Origin of the sequence: Nostocoides jenkinsii Ben 74 (assembly GCF_001046875.1) — a bacterium.
Taxonomy (GTDB): Bacteria; Actinomycetota; Actinomycetes; order Actinomycetales; family Dermatophilaceae; genus Nostocoides_A; species Nostocoides_A jenkinsii.
The window spans coordinates 3,568,078-3,570,511 of record NZ_HF571038.1 but is presented as its reverse complement, the minus strand read 5'-3'; the positions used below and the strand labels follow the sequence as shown (position 1 = coordinate 3,570,511).

Annotated in this window: 4 protein-coding genes; all 4 read right to left on the bottom strand. The window is 67.3% G+C overall.

Annotation, left to right across the window (positions count from 1 at the left end):
• Positions 1-108: 108 nt before the first annotated feature.
• On the bottom strand, positions 109-1,011 hold the full coding sequence (locus tag BN13_RS17005) for a ketopantoate reductase family protein (RefSeq protein WP_084733854.1): 903 nt from the start codon (positions 1,009-1,011) through the stop codon (positions 109-111).
• A gap of 80 nt (positions 1,012-1,091) precedes the next feature.
• On the bottom strand, positions 1,092-1,691 hold the full coding sequence (locus tag BN13_RS17000) for a GNAT family N-acetyltransferase (RefSeq protein WP_084733853.1): 600 nt from the start codon (positions 1,689-1,691) through the stop codon (positions 1,092-1,094).
• A 102-nt stretch (positions 1,692-1,793) separates the two neighbouring features.
• A complete protein-coding gene (locus tag BN13_RS16995) occupies positions 1,794-2,051 on the bottom strand; it encodes a Txe/YoeB family addiction module toxin (protein WP_048548373.1) in 258 nt (85 codons plus the stop codon).
• Complete coding sequence (locus tag BN13_RS16990) at positions 2,048-2,293, bottom strand: type II toxin-antitoxin system Phd/YefM family antitoxin (RefSeq protein WP_048548370.1); 246 nt, start codon at positions 2,291-2,293, stop codon at positions 2,048-2,050. The genes BN13_RS16995 and BN13_RS16990 overlap by 4 nt, the downstream gene beginning before the upstream one ends.
• Between the last annotated feature and the right edge of the window lie 141 nt (positions 2,294-2,434).

The following is a 2,434-nucleotide window of genomic DNA, read 5'->3' as shown; positions in this document are numbered from 1 at the left end:
CGACTCGGCGAGGCCGGCTTCAGGTTCCTGGTTGACTCCCCCCTGGACCGATCAGCGGCAGGAGCGCCTTACCTCTCCGCGGCAAAGTAGTGCGTTCCGAGCACCCGCTCAGGTGCCGGCCAAAGGAGCGAGCAGCTGGCGGTAGAGGCCGGGGCCGTGGCCCGCGAGGTCCAGGGCGTGAGCGGCCACGGCCCGCTGTTCGGTGGTTCGGGTCGCGGTGGCATGGGGGAGCATGGACACCTGCACGACGGGTCGTGACAGCTGCGCAGCCCAGTACAGGGCGGCGATCGGCAGGGGCACCCGGCCGAAGATCATCCGCAGGTTGCGCGGTGTGATGCGAGCCCCCTGCGCTTCGAGGGAGTCGAAGGCCTGTCGCATGGCCCGAACCAGCAGGACAGCGCCGCGCACTCGCTGTGATCGCGTCTCCAAGGGCTGCTCCAGGACCAGGGCGGCCATGGCGGCCACGAACACCGTGTGGGTGTTCAACCAGGCGTGCATGTCCGGCTCGGTCCGCAGGTGGGGGTCGATCGCGCCGAGCAGCTGCGACGCGAACTTGGAGCCGGCTGCCCCGCCCTCGACCACGGTGGGCTGCTGCCCCACCCGGTGGGCGGTCACCTGCCCGTCCTTCACGCCGCCGCCCACACCGGAGAAGCACCAGACCAGCCGGTCGCGGCCCAGGCGATCCTCCACGTCACTGCGCAGCTCGAGGGGGTTGGTGAACATCCAGACCCACCCAGCCGGGCTGGCTGCGATGTCGTCCAGGGCCGCAGCCAACTGGTCACCGCGAACGGCGACCAGCAGGACGTCGCAGTCTGTCACTTCCGGTGACTTCGTCACGGCCACGTCGGGCGCAAGGATCCGGCCGTCGAGGCCCACGAGCAGTCCATGGCGGCGCAGGTCGACGAGTCTCGATCCTCGTGCGATCAGGGTGACCTCGTGACCGGCGTCGGCCAGCAGCGCCGCGTAGACCGATCCAACGACACCTGCCCCGAGCACCCTCACACGCGCCATAGTGCGAGCCTATGCGCCAGGAGGACCCAGAAGTGCCGGTGCGCCACCGGCGGCATATCCGGATGTTCGGGAGGCGGAGGTCACTCGCTCCGATGATGGCCACGCCTGCCGGTGCCCCGATTGATTCGCGCGTGGAGGTGCATGTCGTGCCAGCCGTCGCTGTGGAGGACTGAGCTGTGGGCCGTTCCCTCGACTTCGTACCCACACTTCACGGCAACGCGGCACGAGGCAGCGTTCTGCACGGAGTGGTGAAGGTCGAGACGGTGGAACCCGACGGTCTCGAGCGCCCAGTTGGACAGTGCCGTCAAAGCTTGGATCGCAACCCCGTTGCCTCGCGCCTCAGGAGCGGTCCAGTACGCGACCTCGGCCCGCCCTTCTTCCAGGTCAACGGTGCGTAGACCGACCCGTCCGACCGGGGCGCCTTCTCGTCTCACCACCCAGTCGGCGCCGTGCTCGCCCTTCCATCGCAACGCTCTTGCGGTGATCCACTCGCGGGCTCCCTTCACGTCCATCGAGCGCACGTGCCAACGCTGGATAGCCGGATCGCAATACACCTCGGCCAGGAACTCGGCATCGCGGTCACACCACGGCTCGAGTTCCATGTCCCCTGCCGTCAGCCTGGGCTGGGTATGACCGGAGAAGACTCCGCTTCGCAAGACCGGCAATACGAGCGTGGGCACCCGCGAAGCATAGGCGTAAGTCCTTGGCACTCCGGACACGACGCCATGACGTCTCATCACCGGTGCACGACCGCTCGGAGCGCGGCAGGAGCGGACGACTCGTCAGACGTAATGGAAGCGGGCTTGGAGGATCACCAGGTCGTCGCCGTCGACGAGGTAGACGAGCCGATGTTCCTCGGTGATCCGGCGCGACCATGCCCCGGCCAGCATGTGTCGCAGTGGCTCGGGTTTCCCGATGCCGGCGACCGGGTCTCGCAGGGCGTCATCGATGAGTCGGTTGATCCGTTTCAGCATCTGCCGGTCAGCGGCCAGCCAATACGTGTAGTCCGCCCACCCGTTCGGTGTGAAGACCAGCCTCATCGCACCATGTCGTGCTCGTCCCGCTGCCCGGACCGTGCCTGCTGCAGGCTCTCGAGCAGGTGTCGGGCATTGGCCGGGACCCGCAACAAGTGGGCCGTCTCCTCGAGCGCGTCATAGTCCGCGCGAGACATCAGCACCGCGTCACCGCGGCGGGAGGTGATCTCGATCGGAGTGCGGTCCTCGTTGACCTGCTCGATGAGAGGAAACAAGTTCTTCCGTGCCTCGCTTGCGGTGACAGCCATGATCTCTCCTACTGGTACAGGTTCTTGTACCAGTATGACACGATCCGCCTGTGCCGACAACGTCCGACCATCGGCATGTCCGGTAAGGACCGGGCCCCGCGCAGCTGCGGAGACGTCGACGTCGAGCTGCGCAGGCTGACC